Here is a 22,095-nt window from a genome sequence, read left to right as displayed (position 1 = left end):
CTCACCGCCGCCCGAGCCGGGTCTGCCGGGGCCGGCGCCAGGCACCCTGGCCGGCCTCGATCCAGCGGCTCAGCAACCGGGCGTCGTAGCCCACCCGCAGGAGCTGGTCCCGGACGCGTTCGGGCAGGTGCCGGGGGACCGCCCGGCCGTCGGGACCGGGGCCGAAGACCTGCGTGGTGGTGATCCGGCTGCTCTCGCCGACGCCGAGCACCTCCTCGACGTGCGAGACGAAGCGGTGCTTGCGCCCGCCGATGCCGGTCTCGTCGTCGACGGTGACGTAGACGATCAGGTCGAGCGCGTTGCCGGCCATCCGGCGGGCCTGGTCGACGGTCATCTCCCGGCCGTGGGCGAGCGCCAGCTCGATGATCCGTTCGCTCACCCCGGCCGGGGTACGCGCGTGGATCGTGCACATCGACCCTCGGCTGGTGGTCATCGCCTGGAGCATCGGCACGATCTCCCGGGACCGCACCTCACCGACGATGATCCGTAGCACGCCCATCCGCAGCGAGACCGGGATCAGGTCGGCGATGCTCACCTCGCCGGCCGGTCGACCGTCCGGTCCGCGTTCGCCGTGCCCCTCCCGGGCCTCGAAGCTCATCACCGCCCGGTGCCGGTCGCCGCGCCGGGCCGGTAGCAGTTCCCGGCTCTCCTCCAGCAGCACGTACGGCTCGTCCGGCGGGATTTCGCTCATCATCGCCCGGATCACGGTGGTCTTACCGGCACCGGCCAGCCCGGCGACCATGATGTTCAGCCCGGCTCGCATCGACGCCCGGAGGAAGTCGCGCAGCAGCGGGTCGATCATCTCGTCCAGGTCGCCCCGGCCACCGGCCAGGTCGTCAAGGGTCACGTCGAGGGTGTTGTGCTTGCGGATCACCGCGTACGGGCGGTGGCTGACCAGGAACACCGCGGCCAGTCGGCTGCCGTCGGGCAGTTGCAGGTCCAGGGTGGGTTTCGAGGTGGACAGGGACCGTTCCGTCGCGCCGGCTCGGCGGGCCGCTGCCTGAAGGATCTCCACCAGCTCGTCGTCGCTGTCGGCGATGGGGTCGGCCCAGTCGACCCCACCGCCGTGCCGGGTGATGCGCACCTGGTCGCAGCCGAGGATGTGCACCTCCTCGATGGTGTCGTCGACAAGCAGGGTCTGGAGTCGACCGAGACCGGCCAGCTCGGCGGTCACCTGGTCGAGCAGCAGCCGTTCCTCGCCGGCGGCCATCGGTGTGCCGGCGCGGCGCACCGCGTCGGCGTACTCGGCGACCAGCTCGACCGCGAGCCGGGCGCGCTCGGTGTCCTCCTCGGCGACGCTGAACTCGCGGCCACGCTGCCACCGGGTGAGCCGCTCGCTGAGCTGACGGCGCAGCTCGCGCACCACCTGGAAGTCGACCCGGGGCCGGGGTGGCGCCGCCGGCGGCGCCGCGACGGGCACCGACCCGTTCGGTGGCTGGTGCCAACCGTTGACCGGGGCCAGCGGCGGGACGGTGGAGGTGGCGCCCGGCGGTTGCCGGCGCGGGTCGGACGAGACCGGCTCAAAACGCATCGGGCACCCCCTGGGACACGGGCCATGCCAGGCGGGCCCGCCGCCGCTCCAGCAGCGCGCCGATCGGCACCTCCAGCTCGCGGGCCGCCCGCAGCAGCGGCCGGTTCGCCCGCACCGTCCCACCCAGGCTCAACACCTCGGCGGTACGCGGGTCGTGCGGCAGTCGGGCGATCACCGGCAGCTGAAGGGCCTTGCTGACCTCGCTCCGACCGTGGCCGCCGCCGACCAGCAGCAGGCGCAGGGTGCCCGACGGCACCCGGTGCTCGACGAAGTCCCGCTCGATCGCCCGGAGCATGGCCCGGGTACCGGACAGGTCGGGCAGCTGCGCCCGGGACACCACGAGCACCACCGAGGCGGCGCGCAGCAGCGGCCAGGGTGGGCCGAGCACGTGCAGCCGTCCGCAGTCGACGATCACGTCGTACGGTGGGTCGCCGCGTTCCAGGCCGGTGAAGAAGTCCGCGAACCGCTGCCAGAGCGGAGTGACGCTGCCGGCCTGGGCCGGGTCGATCACTCCCGGCAACAGGAGCCGTTCCCGGCGCGGCGCGTCCAGGTCGACCAGCTGTGACCAGAACGAGCTCTCCAGGCTGCCGTCCCGCAGCTCTCCGACAGCCAGCTCACCGATGCCGCGTGGCCCGTCGAGCGCGCCACCGAGGTAGCCGGCGAGGACGGATCCGCCGGCCGGGTCGCACTCGGCGAGGATCAGCCGCCGGTGCCAGCTCAACGCGCAGGCCAGCGCGGTGGTGGTGACCCCCGGCGAACCCTTCGCCGAGACCAGCGCGATGATCGCCATGCTCAGGCCGCCTTGGTCAGCACGACCGCGATCCGATCCTGGGCGGCCAGTGCCACCACGGCCGGTACGTCCCGGACGGCGAGCGCCAGGTAGACGACGACCTCGTCCCGTCCATCGGTGGAGACGGCGTCGGTGACGGTCGCGGTGAACCGGGTGGCACCGGACGACGAGCCTCCGCCGCTGTCGTTGCTCGGCGTGCTGACCAGCAGAATCTGGTCACCGGGGCGCAGCTTCGGCGCCGGCACCTGGGCCGCGCGCAGCCCGAGCGCGAGCTGCTGCTGCCCGGGACCGAGCAGCGGGTCGTCGGTGAGCTGCGCCATCGTCAGCAGGGTGCCCGGGGCCAACGAAACGGCGGCCCGCATCCCGATCACGTCGGCGAGCCGGGCGGCGGGCACCGGTTCGAGTCCCTGACCGCCGGCCACCTGCACCGACACCAGGTCGTCGGCGCGTACCACGTCGCCCACCTCGACCGCCCGGGCCACCGCCAGGTAGCTGCCGGTCGCCCGGACCGAGGTCACCGCGAACGCCGAACCCAGTCCGCCGAGGGCGATCAGCAGGACGGCGAGGCCGAGCAGGCCGGGCCGGACCCGGCGTTGGCGGACCACCCGGGGCGGGGCGATCGGCGCGTCCACGGGCGAGGTTCCGTTGCGGGTCGCCACGCTCACTGGTACCAACCTTCCGTTCGCGACTGCGGGGCTCGCAGGATCGGCTCACTCCTCGCGCTCACCGGGTCAGACCTTTCGTTCGCGACTGCGGGGCTCGCAGGATCGGCTCACTCCTCGCGCTCACCGGGCCACCACCTGAAGCTCGTTGATCTGGATGACGACCGGGCCCGTGGTGCGGGTGACACCGCCGATGCTCCCGCTGTCGCCGCCGTTGCTGGTCCACGTCACCGACCAGTGCGTGGTCGCCCGGACGGTGTACGTCCCGGCCTCGGGGTAGCCGTCGTGGTAGCCGCAGTCGGGGGAGCGTCGTCCGGCGTGCGGGCCCCGGCGTTCGTACTTGGTACCGGCGTCGGCGCAGGTGACGGTGTCGCCGTTGCCCATGTCCCAGACCACCCGGTTCACCTTGGCCCAGATCGTCACCTCGAGGCCCCGGTCCTCGGCGGTGGCGCTCTGCGGGCCGAATTGCTCGACACCCGATTCGGCCCACATCCAGACCGGCAGACCGACCAGCCCGGGGCCGATGGACTTGCGTGGCGCGACCGACGCGCGGGGCGCGCGCAGGGTGATCGAGGCGAACGCCCGACGGGCCAGTTCCTCCGGGTCCGGCGGAGCGCCGAAGCCCGGCGGTGGCGTGTCCAGCAGCTCAAGGGTTCCCTGGCCCAGGGCACCGGCGTTGCAGCTCTTCAGGTACCACTGCTGTCCCTCGGGGGGCTCCGTGGGTGGCGACTCGGCGAGCTTGTAGTAGCAGCCGTCGCCGCTGTTGAACCAGCCGAGCAGGTCGTGGTAGCAGGCAACGGTGCGGCCCTGCCACTGGCAGACGCCGCCGCCCCCGCCGCCGTTGTCGCCGCCGCTGCCGTTGTCCCCACCGTTGCCACCGCCACCGGGGGTCCCCGGGTCGTCGTCCCAGACGTTGCAGTTCGGCTGGGCGGGTGGGCACTCGGCACCGGGATCGGCGGCGGTCGCCGGAACCGCGCCGCCGCTGGCCAGCAGCGCCACCAGCGCGCCGCCGAGCAGCACCCGCCGGACAACGGCGGCCGGGCGGCGGCGGTCGGCCGGCCCGGTCAGCACGGCTGGTCCTGGTGGGCCGCGCCGGCGCTGATCCGCCAGCGACCGTCGGGATAGCGGGCCGCCGTGGCGGTGGCCAGGTGGCGGGAGCCGCGGGTACCCGGTACGACCTTGTCGTCGGCGAGGTAGACCAAGCGGTAGTTGCTGGCGTCGACGCAGTCCTGGATCTCCACCGTGGGCGGTGTCGCGTCGAGGTCCATCGAGATGACGGTGGGCCCCTCGGAGCGCAGCGTGCCCGCGCTCACCGCACCGTTCTGGCGGGCCTGCCGCAGGCTGAACCGGACCCTGGTCAGCAGTGGGTCGGCGAGGAACCGGGTCAGCGCCGGCTCCTGCGGATCGCTGCGCCGGCTCGCCGTGCGGGACGCCGCGAGGTAGCCGGAGTAGGCCGCCAGCGCCGCCTTCTCCGCAGCCGCCTCCTCGGCGGCCCGCTCGGCGCCGGCTGGTCTGTTCCGTTCGGGTGCCGCGGTCGTGGCCGCCTCCTGGGCGTTGCCACAGGCGGTGCTCGTGCCGACCGTGGCCACCGCGACCAGGCCGGCCGTCCAGCGGCTCAGCTGCCGTGCTCGCACCTCGTGCCCTCCTCGGTGCCGACCGGCGTACGCCGTCACCAGCGTCTCCGGGCGTGCGGCGGCGCGACCGGACGAATCTCTCCGTCCGGTTCCGTGCGCAGCCACATTTACTGTTATGGATCTCTGAGAAATGCACTCGCCAGGCTGCTCGTCGGTGGTGGACGTGGGTTGCGTCACATCCAAGGGGCGAGCATAGGCTGACGCTGGCCGATGCAACAGAGGCAATTCATTCGAACACGCTGAGTGAGGAAGGGTGGTGGTGCCGCATGGTTACCGACAGGTTGCCGATGTTGCTCGGCCCGGTGTTCGACGCGGGCGGGCGCGGGCGGCGAAGCGGACGATCCCACCGGTGGGCGGGCGCCCGGCCGGCCGGGCGCAATGAGGCGGGAAATGGCAATCGGTCCGATCCGTCCCCGGCAGAAATGGTGCCAATGGGCGGTGAATTGTCACCGACGGGATTTGCATCTGCCCGTTCCGGGCATCCGGTCCGACGTTCGGACGGCACGACGGCAGCCGGTGACCGACGATCGGGCCGCCACCGGAACCGACCGGACACACTACCCTGCGTGAGGGGGCGATTCGGATGACCCGGCCACCGGCTCTACCGGCACCCCCGCACCGGGCGGCCACGCCGGCTGCCGCGTCGTCCGGAGGCACCGCCCGCTCATGGCGGCCCGCCGCAGCGGTACTGGCGATCACCCCACTGCTTCGGTACGTCGTCGCCCGGCACGCCGTACCCCCGGGCACCGGCCGCCGGACCGGCTGCGACGCCTGCGGCGCGCCGATCGGCCCGCAACGTCCCTGGCCGGCGCTCGGTCCGACCGCCCGCTGCGGCGGCTGCGGCGCCCGGGTCGGTGCCCCGCCGGCAACCGTCGAACTGGCCGTCCTGGCAGCCGTGGCGGCGCTGCTGCTGACCCACCCACCCGCCGTGGAGATGGTCGTCGCCGGGTGGTGGCTGGCCTTCGCGGTGCCGTTGCTCTTCATCGACCTCGCGGTGCACCGGCTGCCGGACCGGCTGACCTGGCCGGCCGCCGCCGGCACCTGGCTGCTGCTCGGACTGGCCGCGCTGACCGGGGCCGATGCGACACCATGGCTGCGCGCCGTCGCCGCCGGGCTCGGGCTGGCGCTCTTCTTCGCCACCACCACCCTGTTGCTCGGTGCGCGGGGCTTCGGCATCGGCGACGCCAAGCTCGCGCTGAGCGCTGGCACCCTGCTGGGCTGGTACGGCTGGAGTCTGCCGGTGTTCGGCCTGCTGCTCGCGCTGACCCTGTCCGGGCTGGTCGCCCTGGGCCTGCTGGTCAGTCGTCGGGCCCGCCTGTCGAGTCACCTGCCGTTCGGGCCGTACCTGGTGCTCGGCACGGTCGGCGCCCTGCTGCTGGTGTGGTGAACGGGCCGGCGGGGAATTGTCAGCCCGCAGGGACCGTCGGAGAGTCCTGGAGGCACTGTGCACCCCACCCCTGACCAGCAGCCGGACGAGCCGCAGCCCGAGGAGCGGTGGCGGATCCGACGGACCCGGGACGACCTGGACCGGCTCGGCGAGACCGAGTCGGTCTTCGCGTTGAGCAACGGATGGCTGGGCTGGCGGGGCACCCTCGACGAGGGCGCACCGGTCGAGATGCCGGGCAGCTACCTCAACGGGCTGCACGAACGCCGGGAACTGACCTACCCCGAGGACGGCTACGCCTTCCCACAGCTCAGTGACACCGTGATCAGCCCACCGAACGCCACACTGGTACGCCTCTGGGTCGGTGACGAGCCGTTGGACCTGCGCACCGGCACGGTGCTCGCCCACGAGCAGGTGCTCGACCTGCGGGCCGGGGTGATCGAACGGCTCACCGAGTGGGTCTCGCCGGGCGGCGACGGGGTGCGGGTACGCAGCACCCGGCTGGTGTCGTTGGCCCGCCGCCGGGTCGCCGCCGTCGACTGGACGGTGGAACCCCTGGACGGGCCGGTCGACGTGCGGATCTGCGCCGACCTGCTGGCCAACGAGCATGTGCCGGAACGGGCCGACGACCCTCGGGCCGCCTCGCTGATCCAGGACCCGCTGACCGCCGAGCTGCACCGGGTCGACGGTGCCGACGCGCTGCTGGTGCACCGTACCGAGCGCAGCGAGCAGCGGGTCGCCGTCGCGGTCGCCCACCGAGCAGCGGCGCCGGCACAGCTCACCACCGACGCCGACGCCACCCCGGACCGGGTCCGGCTGACCCTCACCGGTGCGCTGGGCCCCGGGGAGCGGGTGCGGCTGACCAAGTTCGCGGCGTTCGAGTGGGCACCCGTGGACGACTCCACCGTCGAGGAGTTGGCCGCCCAGGTCACCGCCGAGGCGGACGCCGCGCGTACGGACGGCTTCGGCGAGCTGCGTACCGAGCAGCGGGCCGCCCTCGACCACGCCTGGCGCACCGCGGACGTGCTGCTCGACGGCGATGAGGAGCTGCAACTGGCGATCCGGTTCGCCATGTTCCACCTGATCCAGGCGGGGCGCGCGGACGGCGACCGGACCATCCCCGCCAAGGGGCTGACCGGCAACGGCTACGACGGGCACGTGCTCTGGGACACCGAGGGGTACGTACTGCCGGTGCTGACCTACATCGCGCCCGCCGTGGCCCGGTCGGCACTGCGCTGGCGACACGCGCACCTGACGCAGGCGTACGACCGAGCGGCGGAGCTGCGGCTCACCGGCGCCACCTTCCCCTGGCGGACCATCAGCGGCCGGGAGTGCTCCGGCTACTGGCCGGCCGGCACCGCCGCGCTGCACGTCAACGCCGACATCGCCGACGCGGTCCTGCGCTACGTCGGTGCCACCGACGACGAGGAATTCCGCACCGGGCCCGGACTGGACCTGCTGGTGGCCACCGCCCGGCTGTGGCAGGGCTTCGGGCACTTCACCGACGACGGCAGCTTTCACATCGCCGGCGTCACCGGCCCGGACGAGTACGCCGCGCTCGTCGACGACAACCTGTTCACCAACCTGATGGCGCGGCGGAACCTGCGCGGCGCGGCCGACGCCGCCGAACGGCACCCGGAGGCGGCCGGCCGGCTGGGCGTGGACCCGGCCGAGGTGGCCGGGTGGCGGGCCGCCGCCGAGGCGATGACCATGCCGTACGACCCGAAGCGCGGGGTGCATCAGCAGTCCGCCGGGTTCACCGACCGGCCGGAGTGGAGCTTCGCCGACACCGGCGACGACGACTATCCGCTGCTGCTGCACTTTCCCTACCTGGAGCTGTACCGACACCAGGTGGTCAAACAGGCCGACCTGGTGCTGGCGATGCTGCGCTGCCCGGGCGAGTTCACCGCCGAGGAGAAGGCCGCCAACTTCGCCTACTACGAGGCGCGGACGGTCCGGGACTCGTCACTGTCCGCCGCACCGCAGGGCGTGCTCGCCGCCGAGCTGGGCCACCTCGACCTGGCGTACGACCTGTTCGCCGAGTCGGTGCTCCAGGATCTGGAGGATCTCGGCGACAAGACGGGCGACGGGCTGCACCTGGCCTCACTGGGCGGGGCCTGGCTGGCACTGGTGCAGGGCTTCGGCGGCCTGCGCGACGACCGGGAACTGCTGTCGTTCGACCCGCGGCTGCCCGACCGGATCGACCGCCTCGCGTTCAGCCTGCTCTGGCATGGTCACCGGCTACACGTGACGCTGACCGCCGACGAGGCCCGGTACGAACTGCCGGACGCCGACGCCGACGTCGCGATCGAGCTGTGGCACCACGGTGAGCGCCTGCGGGTGACCGCAGGCGAGGCGACCATCCGCCCCATGCCCCCGCTGCCGGACTCCGGTCCCGAGCCGCCCTCCCCACCCGGCCGCCGCCCGGCCCGCCGCTGATCCGGTGGTGTCAGTGGACCGGCTCACCCTGGTCGCCGAGGACCGGGCCGCCGGACATCCGCTGTCGCACGGCGTCCAGCTCCTCGAAGGCGTACGCCCAGTTGTGGCACTTGAAGCTGCGCAGCCCGTCGATCGGTGACCGGCAGTCGGCGCAGCGAACGCCGGGGATGGCGGCGGGCAGACCGGTGTTCACGTAACGGCGGTCGCCGAGGATCACCGTGGCGATCATCATCGGGTCGTGTACGCCCTTCAGGGCCGAGGCGACGATGTCGTACCAGGTGATCCGGCGACCGCACTTCGGGCAGTCCGGGTGGTCACCGCTCACCCACAGCGGTGCGCCGATGGTCCGGGGCGGCATGTTGAGCAGCTTCTCGATCCGCCGTACGTCGGACTCCGGGGTGGTCCAGCGGTGCCGGCCGGGCAGCGCGGCGGGCGAGTCGTAGACGGCTTGGAACAGGGCGGGGTCTACCTCGACGGTCTCGCGTTCGCTGGTCATCGGCGTCCCTCCCGGACTTCTCGGCGCCCCCACCGTGGTCACCGGCGGGTGGCAGGCACAACCGGATCAACGACACGGCGCGACGACCGGCCCCGGTTCGGGCGTACCCGGATGCGAGCACGACCCGAACCCGGGCCGACCGGGACGGTCAGGCGGTCGACGCGGCGGTGAGCGGCGCGGTCGGCGTCGTTCGCGGTGCCTCGGTGAGCGCCCGCTTCCGGACGCCGAAGATGACCAGGTAGCCGAGAATCCACAGCTCGCCCACGGTGGCGGGGACCACCAGCAGGTCGCGGACGATCCCGGCGCCGGGGGCGAGATACCCGACGAACGTCATCAGCACGTACCCCACACCACCGACCACGAGGATCCAGCCGAGGGCCCGGGGCAGCCAACCCGAACGCAGCACGCACCAGCCCATCGGCATCAGCCAGAGGCCGAAGAAGAGTCCGCCCACCGCCCACAGGTTCTCGCTGACGAGGTAGAGCAACTGGATCGTGTCGGCGGCGCCGCCGGTCCCGTCGGTGGCGACCCCGACCGCGGTGCCGAGCATCGCGGCGCTGCCGAGGATGGCGACGGCGTTGACGATGCCGAAGGCGGCGATGCTGCCGGCGGCGGTGCTGTCGACGGAGCGGAACAACCGGTAGAACCAGACGGCGGCGAGTGTCTGGGTGAGCACGACGAGCAGTTCGAACGCGACGCCGAGGCGCGCCAACGACTCGTTGGCGAGCAGGTTGGCAAGGGTCGCGTCGGCATCGCCCACCTCGAAGATCATGGGTCGGATGGTGAGGAAGCCCAGTGCGCCGGCGATGCCGAGCCCGAGGTAGAAAAGCCCGGTCGTCCGGGCGGTGCGGATCAGTGGATGCATGGTGGCTCCTTCGGTTGCGACTCCGGTAACGCGATCAGCCTTACGTCGTAAGGCAACCATACGTTGTAAGGTCAAGGGAAGATGGGAGCCGCATGGGAGCGAGGAAACGCCGCGAGCCACTGAGCCGTGACCGGGCACTTGCCGCCGCCATCGCATTGGTGGACGCGGAAGGGATGCCGGCGCTGACGATGCGCCGGCTCGCCGCCGACCTCGGGGTCGAGGCGATGTCGCTCTACCACCACCTGCCCGGCAAGGAAGGGCTGCTCGACGGCCTCGTCGACGCCGTCGTCGCCGAGATCGCCACGGTCGCCACGCAGGCCGAGACCGCGGCGGCCGGCGGAGACTGGCGTACCCGACTACGGCTGCGTTTCCTCGCCGCCCGCACGGTCATGCTGCGGCACCCGTGGGCACCGGCCCTGCTCACTGCCCGTTCGACGATTCCCGCCGGGGTGTACGGCTACTACGAGGGCATCCTCGCCACCCTGATCGACGGCGGCTTCTCGTACCGGATCGCCCACCGGGCGCTGCACGCGTTCGGCAGCCTGGCCCTCGGCTTCGCCCAGGAGGTCTTCCAGCCCGGCGCGGGCGAGGAGGTCGACGCCGAAGCGGCGGAGGCGGAACTGGCCGAGCTGTCCGCGCGGCTACCCCACCTGGCGGCGATGGTGGCCGCCGAGCTGCACGACGCCACCGACCCCACCCTCGGCTGGTGTGACAGCCAGACCGAGTTCGAGTTCACCCTCGACCTGCTCTTCGACGGTCTGGAACAGGCTCGCGACGCAGCCGGCCCGGCGCACCGGGAGACACCCGCGCTGCCACTGTGACCGCTGACATCGCTCCGCCGCGCCCGTCGCCGCTACCGTCGCCGCATGCAGGACATCGGTGACGTCGCGGCGGCCTTTCGCACGGCCCGTGGCTTCGGCAGCTCGCCGCTGTACGGCCGGCTGCTCGCGGTCGTCGCGGCGGACAGGGCGCTGCTCGAACTGGCGGCCCGCACCCGCCCCGGCCAGCAGCCCACGTTCGCGCTCTTCGGCGCGGTCCACCACCTGCTGCTGGCCGGAACGCCCGATCCGTTGGCCGAGTACTACCCGTCGGTGGCCGGCGCTGCCGCTCGTCCGGTCGACGGGGGCACCGGCCCGGCCTTCGCCCGCTTCTGCGCGGCGTACTCCGACCGGATCGCGTCACTGCTCGGCACGCGCCTGGTGCAGACCAACCAGGTGCAGCGCGCACTGGTGCTACGGCTGGGCCTGGCGCTGCTGCGCCGCACCACCTCCGCACCCGTGTGCGTTGTCGAGGTGGGCTGTAGCGCGGGGCTGAACCTCCGCGCCGACCGGTACGCCTACACAGTGGGTGGCACGCCGGTCGGCGACCACAGCTCGCCGGTCCACATCGGAGTTGATGTGCCGGACACCGACCCGCTGCCGGACCTGGACCGGCTGCCAGAGATCGCCGATGTGGTCGGTATCGACCTGGCCCCGCCGGACCTCACCGACGCCGACGACCGGGCGTGGCTGCGCGCGCTCGTATGGCCGGAGAACTCGCATCAGGCGGCGCAGTTGCAGGCGGCGATGGCCGTGGTGGCGGCCGATCCGCCGCGCGTGGTGGCCGGCAACGCCACCGAGATCGGTCCCACGGTCGCGGCGACGCTTCCGCCGGGGCTGCCACGACTCGTCGTGCACACCGCGACGCGGATCCACGTGCCCGCCGAGGATCGTCCGGCGTTCGACGCCGCCGTTGCCGCGTTCGGAGTCGATGGCCCGATGCTGCACCTCGCCCTGGAGGATGACCATCTCGTCGCACCGTCGGGCCGGTCGGGCTGGGGACTTACCGCCACCGACGCGAGAGGAAGCCGGACCGTCGCCGTCGCCGACGGCCACCTGGCCTGGCTGGAACCCCTACCCGCGATGAACGACCTGGCCTGACGTTCCCGGCACGATCGGCGCTGCGGGAGTCCGCTGGGGCCGGGGCGGCCCGGATGGGCGCGCTGCACCGACCGCATCCCGACGCTGTCCGGCGGCCGAATCAGGAGCCGTTCCGCGCGTCGGCCAGCGTGGTGGGGGTGATCCTGATGTCCGTCAGGCGCGCGCTGAGCCCGTCACCCATTGGGGACTGCACGCTGAATCCGGCCCGGTGCCCGGCCACCGGCCCGAGCGTGAACAGTCGGGCCAGCGCCCAGTGCGCGCCGTCGTCGGAATGGTGGAACGCGTACACCGCACCGGTGCGGGAGATTCGCAGCCACGATCGGCCGGGCTGTGCCACGGCAACCCCGTTGGCGTCGTCGGACACCTCGCGGGTCACCACGGTGACGATCATGTCGGTACCGGCCGGTGATCGCTCCAGGGCCAGCTTGGCCCAGATCGTCGGTCCACCGTGGATAAAGAGTGCGACCGCGTCGTAGGTTTCCGCCAGCGGTGCCTCGACGAGGGCACTGAGCTGAAAGTCGCCGTCGAACCGCGCCAGCGTGAGCGGTGCCGACCCGAGCGGCTCGCCGCCGGCCGGGTCGACGAACCAGTCCGTACGGGCGGAAGCGCTCAGCGCTCCGACACCAGGCGGCTTGACGCGATCACCGTTGACGTCCTGCCATTCAAGCGACTCGATCGACATGGCGGCAAGCGTGCCGGGCGTACCCAACGGAGGCAACCCGCTCGGACGTCTTTGGCCAGGTCAGCCGGTGATGAGAGCGCTACCACTCGGAGTTGCCTGGTGGCCTTGGCTACGTGCGCTCGGATAACAGGCTGACGATGGCGCGTTGCAGCCGGATGATGTCGGTCATCGTGTACCGGCCCTCGCCCGGCCCGGGTTCGTTACCCAGCGGTGGCTGCGGGTGCTGGGAGGCCAGGGCCCGGACCTGGTTGGCGGGGTCGGGCAGGTAGGTGAGCCCGACCACCCCGAACCGGGCTCCGCCACGGTCGCGGGCGGCGGCCCGGCCGGACAATTCGTTCAACGTCGGCGGCTGCTGGAAACGGCCGGAGTAGAACTCGATGACCGGGTACTCGTTGCCGCCCGCGACCTGCCGTACGAACGCCGCGTAGAAGCTGGCCTCCACCTGGATGGACACCACGTCTCCGGGGCGCAGCAGCGTCAGCGTCCCGGGCCGGCGTGGCCGGCGGGTCAGCGGTGGCGGCGGCGTGGCCAGAAAGTCCTTGACGGCCGGAGACTGCCGGGCGAAGGCGTCGGAGAGCACGACATCGCGGTTGAGTGAGTCGATGGCGGCCGACGCGTGGGCCGTGACGGCCTGGTCGGTGAGGCCGTACCGGTGCAGCAGCACGGCCATCGCCACCCAGCCACGGTGCCGGGTCTCCGCCGCGGTGTCGTCGGCGTCGAGCAGGCACCGCCAGCGGGTGAGGATCGGCGGGATCACCCGTTGCCCAAGGTCGCGGTGATCCTCTGGCACGGCCACCAGATGCCAGCCCACCCACCGGGCCAGATCCTCGTTCAACGCGCGGACGAGGACCGGCGCGGCGAGCTTGTCCAGAATCTGCTGATGCCTCACGCCGAGCGAGTCTGACAGACCTCCGCACCCCGGGCGCCTGGCCCGTTGCTGCACAAAATCCCGCCAGATGGGTACGGGGGGAGGCATGGCGTACGGACGAACCTCAGGCGACCCCTCGTGATCACCGGTACCTGGCCGCTCCTGCCCAGCGTGCTCGCGCTGGTCGTCGCACTCGCGGCGATCCTGTCCGCCGGCCGGGTGTTGGTGCGGACGGCCGACGAACTGGCTGACCGGACCGGGATGGGCGAGGCGGTGGCCGGTGCCCTGCTGCTCGGCGCGGTGACCTCGCTGCCCGGCATCGCCACCACGGTCATCGGGTCGGTTCGGCAGGACGCCGAGTTCGCCCTCGCCAACCCGATCGGTGGCATCGCTGTCCAGACGGTGTGGCTGGCCATCGCCGACCTGCTCTACCGCCGCTCGAACATCGAACACGCGGCGGCCTCCCTGGAGAACGTCCTGCAGGCGGTCGTGCTGGTGGCGCTGCTCTGCCTACCCGTGGTGGCGTACGCCACACCTGAACTCACCCTGCTCTGGGTGCACCCGGCGAGCCTGCTTATCCCCGTCATCTACCTGTACGGTCTGGTGCTGCTGCGCCGGCTCCGCCGGGAACCGATGTGGTTCGCCCGACGTACCACCGAGACCCGTCAGGACGAGCCGGCTGCCGAGACGTCCGGGCTGAGCCTGCGTCGGCTGTGGTTCCGGCTGGCCGCCCTGGCGGCTGTGGTGGCCGCCACCGGTTACCTGATCGGGCAGGGCGGGCTCGGCGTGGTCGCCGCGTCCGGCCTGCCCAGCGGCTTCGTGGGTTTCACCATCACAACGGCGATCACCTCGCTGCCGGAGCTGATCACGCTCATCGCGGCGGTCCGCATCGGCGCGCTGACCCTCGGCATCGGCAACATCCTCGGCGGCAACGCCTTCGACTCTTTGATGATCTTCCTCGCCGACGCCGCCTACCGGCCCGGGTCGATCTACTCCGAGGCGAACCTGTCGGGGCTGCTGTTCACCGGCATGACCACGCTGATGACGGCCACGCTGACCGCCGGGTTGCTGATCAGAGAACGCCGGGGCATCGGCTTCGAAGGAGCCGCCATCCCGATCATCTACCTGGCTACCGTCGCGCTGCTGCTCCTGCGGCCCGGCTGAGGGTCGGACCACTATCCCACTCGGCGACCACGGTCAGAATCAGCGGACCGTTCGGTATCGGGTTGCCGACGTCGTTCGGGTAACCCCAGCTGCTCGTGTTTCCGGCCTGGTCAGTCAGCGAGAATCCGATCGTGTACTGCCCGGGTGCGAGACGACCGGTGGACACCGCCAGGTGGAAGACTCCGCTGCCGTCACCGTGCTCGCCGCGGTTGTGCGGCCTACTGGTACGTCAGCGGCAGATACCGCTCCCGGCCGCTCTGCTCAGTCGTCTGCGTGAAGCCGGCCGCCTCCAGGATCGCAGCGAACTTAGCCCGTCTGCGTCGACGAATGGAGACCAGCAACAGGGTGACAGACATCAGCGCCGCCCAGGCGACGGCGGCGACAGCCGCAGCGGTGGTGGGGGACGTCCCTCCCAGTCCGAGCAGCACACCGAGGACCGTGCACAGCACGGTGAGGACGACATAGAGGAACCACGTTCGCTGCTTGTCGTCGCTCCAGCCCTCGAGGTCGTAGCTGATACGGGCCTTGAACAGCTCCAGCACGTCGGCAGGCACGGGGGGTAGTGCGCCCCCGGTGGAAGCATCCGGGTACTGCACCCGGTTCCGCTCGGCCCTCTCGCGGGCCTGCGGACGGGGGTCGGGTACGAAGAACAGCTGCGGTCCGCTGCGGTGTCGCTGCCGTGTGTCCGTGTACGCGTAACCGAATTGCTCGGCAACAGCGGCCATAAGGGCGAGTGAGCGCAACGTGGCCACCTGCTCGACCTCCACCGGCTGCCCGCCGGCCATCTTCCGCAACATTTTCCGCACGTGCCGCTGTCCCACCAGCGATCCCCCATCACATCGTTGATCAGACCTGCTCAGCCTCTCGTCCGAGAAAGGCCGGAGGTCCATCCAGCAGTGCCACGGTCCCGGTTGAGCCAAGCCACCGTAGCGGGTTCGAGACATGCCGCAGGGTAGCGGGCCGCCGCTCGGCCCCCATGTCAAGCGGGCCTTGACGGCTCGTGCGGGCGCTGCCGGAACAGACTGGGCCGGCTCTCGGCGTCACGGAGCGTACCCCCGGCGGACAACGCCACAGTGGCGCAGTTGACCTGACCGTGCGCGGCTGCGGAGCCGGCACCTGGACGACCGGTGGTGTGCTCGACAGCCACCCGCGACGCGCTCAAGCGGCTCGGTCAGACGCTCGACCGATGACCGCCCTGCGCTGCTGGTGCCACACCGATTTGCTATCAGTCGCCGTAGTGGTAGCGGCAGGCGACGATCTCGACGTCGTCTTTGGTGATTCGGTACACCAGCCGGTGTTCGCGGTCGATCCGGCGGGACCAGAAGCCGGACAGCTCGCCCCTCAGGGGCTCCGGCTTGCCGATGCCCTCGTACCCATTGCGCATCACGTCCGCGATCAGGTCGTTGATGCGCTTGATGAGCTTGCGGTCGGTGTGGCGGAGGCACTGGCTCCATGCGGTCGCGGTGAAGACCAGCCTCACGCGACGTTCCGCGCGGTGTCCGGGTCGGTCAGCTTCCGCTCGGTCGTGTCGCCCTGCTCAAGCTCGGCGATCGACTGGCGTAGGGCTGCGGCGTTGCTGGGGCTGCGCAGGAGGTACTCGGTTTCCTTCATCGACTCGTACTCGGCGAGCGACACGATCACCACCGGCTCGTGGCCAGACCGGGTCACCACCACTTCCTCGGCGTCGTCGATGACCCTGTCGAGTTCGGCGGCCAGGTTCTGGCGTAGCTGTCAGGCCGATGATCCTCGGGCGGCCCCGCCGTCAGGACGCGGCGAGAAGTCGAATCTCGCAGCGGATACCGCTGGCCTTGGCGAGCCGACCGTCACTGGTCACGAGTGGGCAGGCCATCAACTCCGCCGCCGCGACGTAAGCCGCGTCGTACGACGTGACATTGCCCCGCAACTGCCACATCCGGTCAAGCAGCATAGGAACACCAACCTCATCGATGACCAACGAGGGCAGAGTGTCGACCGCCTCCTCTGCCCGAGCGAGACCGAGCTTCCCGCCGAGGACCTTGCCTCTGACCACGGACATGACCTCGACCAAAAGATGACCCGGAGCGACCCAGTGCGGATCTCCGGTCAGTGCCGCCCGCGCCGCGTCGCCAACCGGCCCGTCATCAACCAGGGCATCAGCCAGAACCGACGCATCCACCACGATCACGCGGCGCTTCCCCACGATCCGCGCTGCTCCCGCTGGTCATTCAACTCGGCCGCGCTCTCCCCCGGCAGGGAGCGAGCACCGTCCGATCGGCCGGCGAAGCGATCAAGGACCGCCGTGTTACGCGGCCGGCGAGCCTGCGTCTCCACCAGTTCCAGCAGGTATGCCTGGAGGGACTGCCCGCGCGCCTTGGCTTGGGCCGCCAACGCGTCTCGCACTTCCTCCGGCACGTCACGAATCTGGAGGGCAACCATGCATTCATTATGCATGCAGCATTGCTCACTTGCTAGCCAGGCTCGCCCTCTCGAACAGCTGATCGCATGACGCCGGTGGTACAGCCAAGAGCCGCAGGTCGGAGAAGTGCGTGGGCCGCCAGGGACTCGAACCCTGAACCTATGGATTAAAAGTCCACAGCTCTGCCATTGAGCTAGCGGCCCGCGTGGCTCAGGTTACCGGACACCGGCGGGGGCGGGCTCGCGGCTTCCCGCCCGCCGTCGATGCGTGGGGCGGCTCCGGCCGGATCGGGGTGGACGTCGGTTGGCAGGATCGGCTGTGCCGGCCTGCGGGTCTCGTCGTTGGCCGGGCTGCCCGCTTCCTGGAGGTGCCGCCATGTCGGAGCCGATCCGCCTCACCGTGCTGGCCGGGGCCACGCTCACCACCGGGCTGGTGGCGGGGCTGTTCTTCGCGTACGCATGCTCGGTGATGCCGGGTCTGGCCGCGACCGACGGTCGGACCCTGGTCGGCACTATGCAGTCGATCAATCGGAAGATCATCAACGGTTGGTTCCTGTCGGCGTTTCTCGGTGGGCCGCTGCTCGTGGCGGTGGCAGTGGTGGGGTATGTCGGCAGCGGCGGCGCGGTGCTCGGCTGGCTCGTCGCCGCGCTGGTCGGCCACCTGGTCACGCTCGGTGTCACGGGCCGGTGCAACGTGCCGCTCAACAACCGGTTGGAGGCCGCCGGGCCGGTCGACGGGATCGACGATCTGGCGGGGGTACGGCAGTGGTTCGAGACGCCCTGGGTGCGGTGGAACCTGATCCGTACCGTCAGCTCGGTCGCCGCCTTCGCGTGCCTGATCGGCGCACTGCTCGCCCGATGAGCGACCGGTGCGGGGGTTCCCCGAGGCCGGCGGGGCGCCGCGACTCGATGCCGGCCGGCGCGCGCAGGACGACGGCCCGATGGCTGCGCTTGGAAAGCGGCTGACCGGGTACGGACCGGGCATGCGGATCGTGGTCGTGGGTGCGAGCGGGAACGTCGGTTCGGCGGTGCTGCGTCGGTTACGGCGTGAGCCCGACGTGGAGATCGTCGGGGTGGCGCGGCGGTTGCCGCCTCCGGGTGCGGGTGAACCGTACGACGGGGTGCGGTGGCACTCCTGCGACATCGGCCTGGCCGGCGCGGCGGACGAGTTGACCGGTGTCTTCGCCGGTGCCGATGTGGTGGTGCACCTGGCCTGGCAGATCCAGCCCAGCCACGACCAGCACGTGTTGCACCGGACCAATGTCGGTGGCAGCCGGGCGGTGGTCGACGCGGTGCTGCGTGCGCGGGTGCCGGCCCTGGTGTACGCCTCGTCGGTCGGCACCTACGCGCCAGGTCCCAAGGATGTGCCGGTCAGCGAGCGCTGGCCGGCCACCGGGGTGTCCGGGTCGTCGTACAGCCGGGACAAGGCGACGGTGGAGGAGATGCTCGACGGGATCGAGCGGAGCCATCCGGAGCTGCGCCTGGTGCGGATGCGTCCTGGGTTGATCTTCCAGCGGGAGGCCGGGACCGAGATCAGCCGCTACTTCCTCGGTCCGCTGGCACCGGTTCGGCTGCTGCGGTTCGGCCGGCTGCCGCTGGTGCCGACCAACCGGCGGCTGCGGATGCAGGTGGTGCACGCCGACGACGTGGCGGACGCGTACGCCCGGGCGATCATGGGCGACGCGCGCGGTGCGTTCAACGTCGCGTCGGACCCGGTGCTGACTCCCGAGCTGGTGGCCCGGCACTTCCACGGCTGGACGGTACCGGTGGCCGCCCCGGTGCTGCGGGCCGCCGCGACGCTCACCTGGTGGGCCCGGCTGCAACCGGTCGACGCCGGCTGGATCGAGTTGGCGCTCAACGCGCCGCTGATGTCCAGCGAGCGGGCCGAGACCGAGCTCGGCTGGCGCCCGAGCGTCGACTCGGTCACCGCGCTGCGGGAACTCTTCGCCGGCCTGGCCGCGCAATCCCGTACCGCCAGCCCACCCATGTCCATCTCACCCACCTTCCCGGCAGGCGAGGGCAACCCCTACTGACCCCGCCTCCGCCGCTGTCGACCAAGAGCTTCGCGTCGAGGAACCGCCTCGACGGTGACGCAAACTTCTTGATCAACCGGGAACGATCGGCGGGTCAGCGGACGGTGGAGGCGGTGAAGGTGGGCTTGCCGGAGCCCAGGTAGAAGATGCCGGGGTGGTTCTCGAAGCCGTGGCTGGGGTTGCGGCGCAGGGTCGAGTTCTCGATGCGCAGCGTGCCGGTGCGGTCGTTGCTGACGAAGAAGATCGCCCCGCCGCCCTCCCGGGCGTCGTTGTCCTCGACGACCGTGCCGGCGAGGCGTACGGAGAAGTTGTTGCCGTCGCAGTAGATCGCCCCGCCGCTGCCGCCGCCAGGCGTGCCGGAGCGGGCCGGGTTGGCGCCCTCGCCGACCGCCTCGTTGTCCCGCAGCACGCTGTTGAGGACCACCCAGGACACGCCGATGCTGCTCAACGCGCCGCCGTTGGCGCAGGAGCCGCCGGTGAAGGTGCTGTTGACCACGTACACCGGCTGGTCGTCGTGCTGGTCGAGCACCCGGATCGCGGCACCGCCGAGGTCCGGGCCGGTCCGGTCGCAGCGGTTGTCGACGAAGCGTGAGTTGACCACCTTGAACCGGCCACCCCGGACGAAGATCGCCCCACCGCCCCCACCGTCGGTGCGCTGGCCGGTGGCGTCGCCGTCGGCGAAGGTGAGGTTCTGCACGGTCAGACGCGGGTGATCCTGGTCGTCGCAGTGCGAGGTGGTCCAGCCCTGCAACGCGTCGCAGGTGTTCATGTAGAGGATGCGCCGTTTGCCCTGCCCGCTGAGCGTGACCTTGCCGCCACCGTCGAGAACCACCTGTGGGCCGTTGGCGTTGCGTACCTTGGCGGTGGCGGTCATCCGGATGGTCACCGGGTCGGGACCGCAGTCGAAGGTGATGATGCCGCCGGCCGCGACCGCCCGGATGACGGCGGCGGAGGTGCAGCTGTCGGGGCTGCCGTTGCCGACGGTACGGGTCGGCTTCGACGTGTCGACCGCCCGCCCGGCCGCCGGTACGGTCACCCGTCCGCTGGCGTTGCCGGTGCCACGTGCACCCTTGGAGGCACCAGGCGGGGTCGGACTGGCACTTGCGGTCGGGCTGCTGCCCAGCCCGGTCTGAGCCGCCGGGGTGGCCTGCGCGCCCGGCGCCTGCCCCGCGCCCGGCGCCTGCCCCGCGCTCGGCGTCGCGGACGTGTCGCTCCCCGGGGCCTGCGCGCCGCGCGGGTCGGCGCTCGGCACGGACGGGCTGCACGCGGTCAGGGTGGCGATGGCGACGCCGAACGCGACCGCGGCGATGGAGGGTCTGAGGCGCACCCCGTGATGCTAGGGCCTGTGTCAACGAACCTGGGCCCCGCCGTGGGCGCGAGTCTCAGGCGAGCGGCACGTGGTGCAGGTGCCGCCGTCGACGTAGCCGGACGGCGAAGACGGCCGCCACCGTGACGATCAGCAGCACGGTGACCACCAGCCCGTGCAGGACGCCCCGGGTCAGGTAACCGTCGTCGGTGTGGTCCACCGCCCAGGTACCGATCTCCCGGCTGGACCAGAACGGCGTCAGCTTCGCGCCCGCGTCGGCCGGGTCGAGCAGCATCTGCATCGCCACCACGGTGAGCAGCAGCAGCGTCCCCTCCAGCTCGCGGGGCAGCAGGACACCGATCACCATGCCGAACGGTGCGGCCACGGCCACGCAGCACAGCATCGCCACGGCGATGCCGCCGTACCGCAGGTTGTTCGCGTCGACGACGGTGAGCAGGAAGAACGGCACCGAGATGGCCAGTCCGAGCGCCCACAGGCCGAGCATCCGGCCGAGGTAGAGGTGGTGCGGCCGGTAGCCGGCGAGCCGGAGCCGGGGTTCCAGTTCACGGGCCGCGCTGGTGGCGAACAGGGCTGCGGTGCTGACCGCCCAGCTGATGCCGAGCAGCAGCGCGCGCACGGACTGCCCGACGTAGGAGTCCCGCCGGATCAACCAGAAGGTCAACGGCATCAACAGCAGGAGCAGGAGTACGCCCCGGCGGCGCGCCAGCTCCCGCAGCGTCATCTCGGCCACGGTGACCAGCCGGTTCACGATCGGCCTCCCTGGTGGGCGGGGGTCAGGTCGAGGACCATGTCGACCCGGTCGAGTTGGTTGAGCAGGTGGGTCACCACGACGATGGCCCGTCCCTCGTCGCGCAGCCGGGTCAGCTGGTCCCAGAGGTTGACGTAGCTGCCCTGGTCGAAGCCCTGGTACGGCTCGTCGAGCAGCAGCACGTCCGGCTGCGCCAGGGTGGACATGGTGAGGTTCAGCTTCTGCCGCGTGCCGCCGGAGAGGTGCCGGGCGAGCACGGCGTTCTCGGCGTCCCAGCCGAGCTGTCGGGCCGCCGCCCGGCCGGCCTGCCGGGCCGGCCCCCGTGCCACGCCCTGACCGGCGCCCACCAGCACGAAATGTTCGTCGGGCAGCAGGAAGTCGGCCGTGCCGCCCTGCTGCGGGCAGTAGCCCAGCCGGCCCGAGACGGTCACCTCCCCGGCGTCGGGCGAGACCAGGCCGGCGCAGATCCGCAGGAAGGTGCTCTTGCCGCAACCGTTCGCGCCGACCACGGCGGCGATCTGTCCGGCCCGTACGGTCAGCGACGCGTCGCGGAGCACCACCTGCCGGCCGTACCGCTTGGTGATGCCCCGGGCGTGCAGCCGGACGGGGCCCGGGCGCGGGCCGGGCGCGGTGCCGATGCTCTCCACGATGGCGGCCGCGTACGCCGGCGGCGAGCCGAAGACCAGCCACGGATCACCGCCGCCCTCACGCAGGTGGGTGGCCGCCTCGGCGACCACGTGCCGGGCGGTGTCGCCGCCCACCCGGCGCTGGTACAGCTCGGCCGCGAACGCGCGCAGCCAGTCGTCGGCGTTCACCCGTCGACCCCCTTCGTGACGATGCCGGTCACCGGGGCCACGAACGCCAACCAGGCGTTGCCGCCGTGCCGCAGCGCCGCTCGCCCGTCGTCGGTCAGTTGGTAGTACTTGCGGGCCGGACCGGAATCGCCCTCCCGCCACCGCGCGGTGACCAGACCGGTGCGTTGCAGCCGCAGCAGCACCGGGTAGAGCGTGCCGCCCTGGATCGGTCCGACGCCCGCGGCGTCGAGTGACTGGGCGAGCTGGTAGCCGTAGGACTCGCCGTCGCGCAGCAGGGCGAGTACGCAGAGGTCGAGCACCCCACGCAGCCACTGCCCCCGACGGTCGGAATCCACCCGCCGAAC

At 71.7% G+C, this 22,095-nt stretch carries 24 protein-coding genes, 1 tRNA gene and 1 pseudogene; 7 read left to right on the top strand and 19 right to left on the bottom strand.

Features of this window, described 5'->3' with window-relative positions:
• Position 1: 1 nt before the first annotated feature.
• From O3597_RS23765 to O3597_RS23745, 5 genes are all read right to left on the bottom strand, one after another.
• Positions 2 to 1,531: a CpaF/VirB11 family protein gene (locus tag O3597_RS23765; RefSeq protein WP_164446795.1), complete on the bottom strand. Its 1,530-nt coding sequence runs from the start codon at positions 1,529 to 1,531 to the stop codon at positions 2 to 4.
• Positions 1,521 to 2,321: a ParA family protein gene (locus tag O3597_RS23760; protein ID WP_281602443.1), complete on the bottom strand. Its 801-nt coding sequence runs from the start codon at positions 2,319 to 2,321 to the stop codon at positions 1,521 to 1,523. The genes O3597_RS23765 and O3597_RS23760 overlap by 11 nt, the downstream gene beginning before the upstream one ends.
• Before the next feature lie 2 nt (positions 2,322 to 2,323).
• Entirely contained in the window at positions 2,324 to 2,986 is a 663-nt protein-coding gene (locus O3597_RS23755; RefSeq protein ID WP_281602442.1) for an SAF domain-containing protein, read from the bottom strand.
• Between the two features lie 120 nt (positions 2,987 to 3,106).
• Positions 3,107 to 4,054 (bottom strand): hypothetical protein, encoded by a 948-nt coding sequence (locus O3597_RS23750; protein ID WP_281602441.1) that lies wholly within the window; start codon positions 4,052 to 4,054, stop codon positions 3,107 to 3,109.
• A complete protein-coding gene (locus tag O3597_RS23745) occupies positions 4,048 to 4,617 on the bottom strand; it encodes a hypothetical protein (protein WP_164446606.1) in 570 nt (189 codons plus the stop codon). Before O3597_RS23745 ends, O3597_RS23750 begins: the two co-directional genes overlap by 7 nt.
• A 583-nt stretch (positions 4,618 to 5,200) precedes the next feature.
• On the opposite strand from O3597_RS23745, the gene O3597_RS23740 reads away from it, so the two are divergent.
• A complete protein-coding gene (locus O3597_RS23740) occupies positions 5,201 to 6,004 on the top strand; it encodes an A24 family peptidase (protein ID WP_281602440.1) in 804 nt (267 codons plus the stop codon).
• A 57-nt stretch (positions 6,005 to 6,061) separates the two neighbouring features.
• On the top strand, positions 6,062 to 8,440 hold the full coding sequence (locus O3597_RS23735; protein ID WP_281602439.1) for a glycosyl hydrolase family 65 protein: 2,379 nt from the start codon (positions 6,062 to 6,064) through the stop codon (positions 8,438 to 8,440).
• 10 nt (positions 8,441 to 8,450) lie between these two features.
• On the opposite strand, the gene O3597_RS23730 is transcribed toward O3597_RS23735, so the two are convergent.
• Together O3597_RS23730 and O3597_RS23725 are read right to left on the bottom strand one after the other, a co-directional pair.
• Positions 8,451 to 8,936, bottom strand: a complete 486-nt coding sequence (locus O3597_RS23730; protein ID WP_281602438.1) for a hypothetical protein — start codon at positions 8,934 to 8,936, stop codon at positions 8,451 to 8,453.
• Positions 8,937 to 9,084: 148 nt separating this feature from the next.
• Positions 9,085 to 9,801 (bottom strand): DUF4386 domain-containing protein, encoded by a 717-nt coding sequence (locus tag O3597_RS23725; protein ID WP_164446601.1) that lies wholly within the window; start codon positions 9,799 to 9,801, stop codon positions 9,085 to 9,087.
• 92 nt (positions 9,802 to 9,893) lie between these two features.
• Between O3597_RS23725 and O3597_RS23720 the strand changes: the two genes are divergently transcribed.
• Together O3597_RS23720 and O3597_RS23715 are read left to right on the top strand one after the other, a co-directional pair.
• Entirely contained in the window at positions 9,894 to 10,622 is a 729-nt protein-coding gene (locus tag O3597_RS23720) for a TetR/AcrR family transcriptional regulator C-terminal domain-containing protein (protein ID WP_164446600.1), read from the top strand.
• Between the two features lie 45 nt (positions 10,623 to 10,667).
• Complete coding sequence (locus tag O3597_RS23715; RefSeq protein WP_281602437.1) at positions 10,668 to 11,720, top strand: DUF2332 domain-containing protein; 1,053 nt, start codon at positions 10,668 to 10,670, stop codon at positions 11,718 to 11,720.
• A gap of 100 nt (positions 11,721 to 11,820) precedes the next feature.
• Here the strand turns inward: O3597_RS23715 and O3597_RS23710 are convergent, their stop codons facing one another.
• Together O3597_RS23710 and O3597_RS23705 are read right to left on the bottom strand one after the other, a co-directional pair.
• On the bottom strand, positions 11,821 to 12,402 hold the full coding sequence (locus tag O3597_RS23710) for a DUF1349 domain-containing protein (protein WP_164446598.1): 582 nt from the start codon (positions 12,400 to 12,402) through the stop codon (positions 11,821 to 11,823).
• A gap of 109 nt (positions 12,403 to 12,511) precedes the next feature.
• Entirely contained in the window at positions 12,512 to 13,291 is a 780-nt protein-coding gene (locus tag O3597_RS23705) for a hypothetical protein (protein WP_281602436.1), read from the bottom strand.
• Positions 13,292 to 13,408: 117 nt separating this feature from the next.
• On the opposite strand from O3597_RS23705, the gene O3597_RS23700 reads away from it, so the two are divergent.
• Entirely contained in the window at positions 13,409 to 14,434 is a 1,026-nt protein-coding gene (locus O3597_RS23700) for a sodium:calcium symporter (protein WP_281602435.1), read from the top strand.
• A gap of 218 nt (positions 14,435 to 14,652) precedes the next feature.
• Here the strand turns inward: O3597_RS23700 and O3597_RS23695 are convergent, their stop codons facing one another.
• From O3597_RS23695 to O3597_RS23670, 6 genes and pseudogenes are all read right to left on the bottom strand, one after another.
• On the bottom strand, positions 14,653 to 15,255 hold the full coding sequence (locus O3597_RS23695) for a hypothetical protein (protein WP_281602434.1): 603 nt from the start codon (positions 15,253 to 15,255) through the stop codon (positions 14,653 to 14,655).
• 404 nt (positions 15,256 to 15,659) lie between these two features.
• A complete protein-coding gene (locus O3597_RS23690; RefSeq protein ID WP_164446594.1) occupies positions 15,660 to 15,914 on the bottom strand; it encodes a Txe/YoeB family addiction module toxin in 255 nt (84 codons plus the stop codon).
• Positions 15,911 to 16,153: pseudogene (locus O3597_RS23685) on the bottom strand (type II toxin-antitoxin system prevent-host-death family antitoxin); the annotation flags it as partial. The pseudogene O3597_RS23685 and the gene O3597_RS23690, both read right to left, overlap by 4 nt.
• Positions 16,154 to 16,196: 43 nt before the next feature.
• On the bottom strand, positions 16,197 to 16,613 hold the full coding sequence (locus O3597_RS23680) for a type II toxin-antitoxin system VapC family toxin (RefSeq protein ID WP_164446593.1): 417 nt from the start codon (positions 16,611 to 16,613) through the stop codon (positions 16,197 to 16,199).
• A complete protein-coding gene (locus O3597_RS23675; protein ID WP_281602433.1) occupies positions 16,595 to 16,849 on the bottom strand; it encodes a hypothetical protein in 255 nt (84 codons plus the stop codon). The genes O3597_RS23680 and O3597_RS23675 overlap by 19 nt, the downstream gene beginning before the upstream one ends.
• Before the next feature lie 111 nt (positions 16,850 to 16,960).
• Positions 16,961 to 17,032 (bottom strand) — tRNA-Lys (locus O3597_RS23670).
• Between the two features lie 172 nt (positions 17,033 to 17,204).
• Here O3597_RS23670 and O3597_RS23665 point away from each other — a divergent pair.
• A complete protein-coding gene (locus O3597_RS23665; protein WP_281602432.1) occupies positions 17,205 to 17,690 on the top strand; it encodes an anthrone oxygenase family protein in 486 nt (161 codons plus the stop codon).
• Between the two features lie 121 nt (positions 17,691 to 17,811).
• Entirely contained in the window at positions 17,812 to 18,861 is a 1,050-nt protein-coding gene (locus O3597_RS23660; protein WP_164446792.1) for an NAD-dependent epimerase/dehydratase family protein, read from the top strand.
• 94 nt (positions 18,862 to 18,955) lie between these two features.
• On the opposite strand, the gene O3597_RS23655 is transcribed toward O3597_RS23660, so the two are convergent.
• Genes O3597_RS23655 through O3597_RS23640 form a run of 4 tightly spaced genes read right to left on the bottom strand, consistent with a single transcriptional unit; the run spans position 18,956 to position 22,086 of the window.
• The gene (locus tag O3597_RS23655; protein ID WP_281602431.1) at positions 18,956 to 20,188 is read right to left on the bottom strand and encodes a hypothetical protein; all 1,233 of its coding nucleotides are present in this window, start codon (positions 20,186 to 20,188) and stop codon (positions 18,956 to 18,958) included.
• Between the two features lie 55 nt (positions 20,189 to 20,243).
• On the bottom strand, positions 20,244 to 20,936 hold the full coding sequence (locus tag O3597_RS23650) for an ABC transporter permease (RefSeq protein ID WP_164446588.1): 693 nt from the start codon (positions 20,934 to 20,936) through the stop codon (positions 20,244 to 20,246).
• Positions 20,933 to 21,751, bottom strand: a complete 819-nt coding sequence (locus tag O3597_RS23645; RefSeq protein WP_281602430.1) for an ATP-binding cassette domain-containing protein — start codon at positions 21,749 to 21,751, stop codon at positions 20,933 to 20,935. Before O3597_RS23645 ends, O3597_RS23650 begins: the two co-directional genes overlap by 4 nt.
• The gene (locus O3597_RS23640; RefSeq protein WP_093403911.1) at positions 21,748 to 22,086 is read right to left on the bottom strand and encodes a PadR family transcriptional regulator; all 339 of its coding nucleotides are present in this window, start codon (positions 22,084 to 22,086) and stop codon (positions 21,748 to 21,750) included. Before O3597_RS23640 ends, O3597_RS23645 begins: the two co-directional genes overlap by 4 nt.
• Positions 22,087 to 22,095 lie beyond the last annotated feature (9 nt).

Origin of the sequence: Verrucosispora sp. WMMA2044, from assembly GCF_027497155.1 — a bacterium.
Classification (GTDB): Bacteria; Actinomycetota; Actinomycetes; order Mycobacteriales; family Micromonosporaceae; genus Micromonospora; species Micromonospora palythoicola.
The sequence above is the reverse complement of the archived record's forward strand: the minus strand, read 5'-3'. Positions and strand labels throughout refer to the sequence as shown.

Bases quoted from the DNA above. Each gene is read 5' to 3' on its own strand.
- O3597_RS23730 (WP_281602438.1), bottom strand. From the start codon at position 8,936: ATGACCAGCGAACGCGAGACCGTCGAGGTAGACCCCGCCCTGTTCCAA.
- O3597_RS23760 (WP_281602443.1), bottom strand. From the start codon at position 2,321: ATGGCGATCATCGCGCTGGTCTCGGCGAAGGGTTCGCCGGGGGTCACC.
- O3597_RS23665 (WP_281602432.1), top strand. From the start codon at position 17,205: ATGTCGGAGCCGATCCGCCTCACCGTGCTGGCCGGGGCCACGCTCACC.
- O3597_RS23715 (WP_281602437.1), top strand. From the start codon at position 10,668: ATGCAGGACATCGGTGACGTCGCGGCGGCCTTTCGCACGGCCCGTGGC.
- O3597_RS23710 (WP_164446598.1), bottom strand. From the start codon at position 12,402: ATGTCGATCGAGTCGCTTGAATGGCAGGACGTCAACGGTGATCGCGTC.
- O3597_RS23675 (WP_281602433.1), bottom strand. From the start codon at position 16,849: ATGGTTGCCCTCCAGATTCGTGACGTGCCGGAGGAAGTGCGAGACGCG.
- O3597_RS23740 (WP_281602440.1), top strand. From the start codon at position 5,201: ATGACCCGGCCACCGGCTCTACCGGCACCCCCGCACCGGGCGGCCACG.
- O3597_RS23725 (WP_164446601.1), bottom strand. From the start codon at position 9,801: ATGCATCCACTGATCCGCACCGCCCGGACGACCGGGCTTTTCTACCTC.
- O3597_RS23720 (WP_164446600.1), top strand. From the start codon at position 9,894: ATGGGAGCGAGGAAACGCCGCGAGCCACTGAGCCGTGACCGGGCACTT.
- O3597_RS23660 (WP_164446792.1), top strand. From the start codon at position 17,812: ATGCGGATCGTGGTCGTGGGTGCGAGCGGGAACGTCGGTTCGGCGGTG.
- O3597_RS23765 (WP_164446795.1), bottom strand. From the start codon at position 1,531: ATGCGTTTTGAGCCGGTCTCGTCCGACCCGCGCCGGCAACCGCCGGGC.